This window comes from Neisseria sp. P0021.S005, from assembly GCF_051956955.1.
Genome location: NZ_JBQCWY010000898.1, coordinates 1 through 534, shown reverse-complemented (window position 1 = coordinate 534; position 534 = coordinate 1). Strand labels below are relative to the sequence as shown.

The 534-nt window shown below is 46.1% G+C and carries 1 protein-coding gene; it reads right to left on the bottom strand.

The window, feature by feature from the left end:
* Positions 1–51 precede the first annotated feature (51 nt).
* On the bottom strand, positions 52–534 hold a 483-nt coding region (locus ACTHUE_RS20045), incomplete at its 5' end, for a response regulator transcription factor (protein WP_440424283.1).

The following is a 534-nucleotide window of genomic DNA, read 5'->3' as shown; positions in this document are numbered from 1 at the left end:
GGTATAATGAAAAAAGCCACCAATTGTGACTTCATTCTTATCTATTTCGCCTCATCCCAACCAATCTTTTTCTTTGGCAATGCGGACGGCTTCTGTTCGGTTGCCTGCATCGAGTTTAGTCAGGATGGCTGTCATGTAATTTCGGACGGTTCCATTTGAGAGAAAGAGGCTTTCTGCGATTTCTTGGTTGGTTGAACCTTGGGCTACCAGGGCCAAGACTTCTTGTTCACGTTGACTGAGTGGATTATTGTCAAAGGCGACACCTTCGACAAGCTCTGGTGAGTACTCCTTATGACCTGCTAGGACGGTATGGATGGTCGCCATGAGGTCACTGATGGAACGTTCTTTGAGCACGTAGGCATCCACCTGGGCTGCAAGGGCTCGTTTAAAATAGCCTTTTCGTTTGAAAGTAGTCACAATGACGACCTTCGTTTCACTTTGATTGGCACGGATCCACTCCAGGACATCAAGTCCTGTCTTGATTGGCATTTCAATGTCTAAAATGGCTACGTCAACTTCTTCTTTTTCCAAGAG